Origin of the sequence: Staphylococcus sp. EG-SA-14, assembly GCF_017151935.1 — a bacterium.
In the GTDB taxonomy this organism is placed as follows: domain Bacteria; phylum Bacillota; class Bacilli; order Staphylococcales; family Staphylococcaceae; genus Staphylococcus; species Staphylococcus aureus.
Map to the genome: position 1 here is coordinate 1 of NZ_JACVZM010000125.1, position 226 is coordinate 226.

The window sequence follows — 226 nt, forward strand, 5'->3', positions numbered from 1 at the left end:
TCATCGCTTCTGCGATTTTCTCAATATTACGATAGGTACGAGTCATATCCGCAGACTTCGTATCTAAATCTTTTGAGTTTTCCCACAAGTATTTCCTATCACTTTCAGTTTTCATTTCCTTGAGTAAATTCGTCGCCTCTTTCTCTGTAGCATCAAACTTCTTCTTCATATCTGGATTATTCTCATCATACTTATCATAACCATAGTTAACGTCCAGCCATGTGTT

1 protein-coding gene is annotated in these 226 nt (G+C 36.7%); it reads right to left on the bottom strand.

Translation table 11 applies throughout. The features are described 5' to 3' along the window. Window positions 1–226, bottom strand: a 226-nt coding sequence (locus IDG63_RS14630) for a hypothetical protein (RefSeq protein ID WP_206176517.1), incomplete at both ends; no start/stop codon positions are given.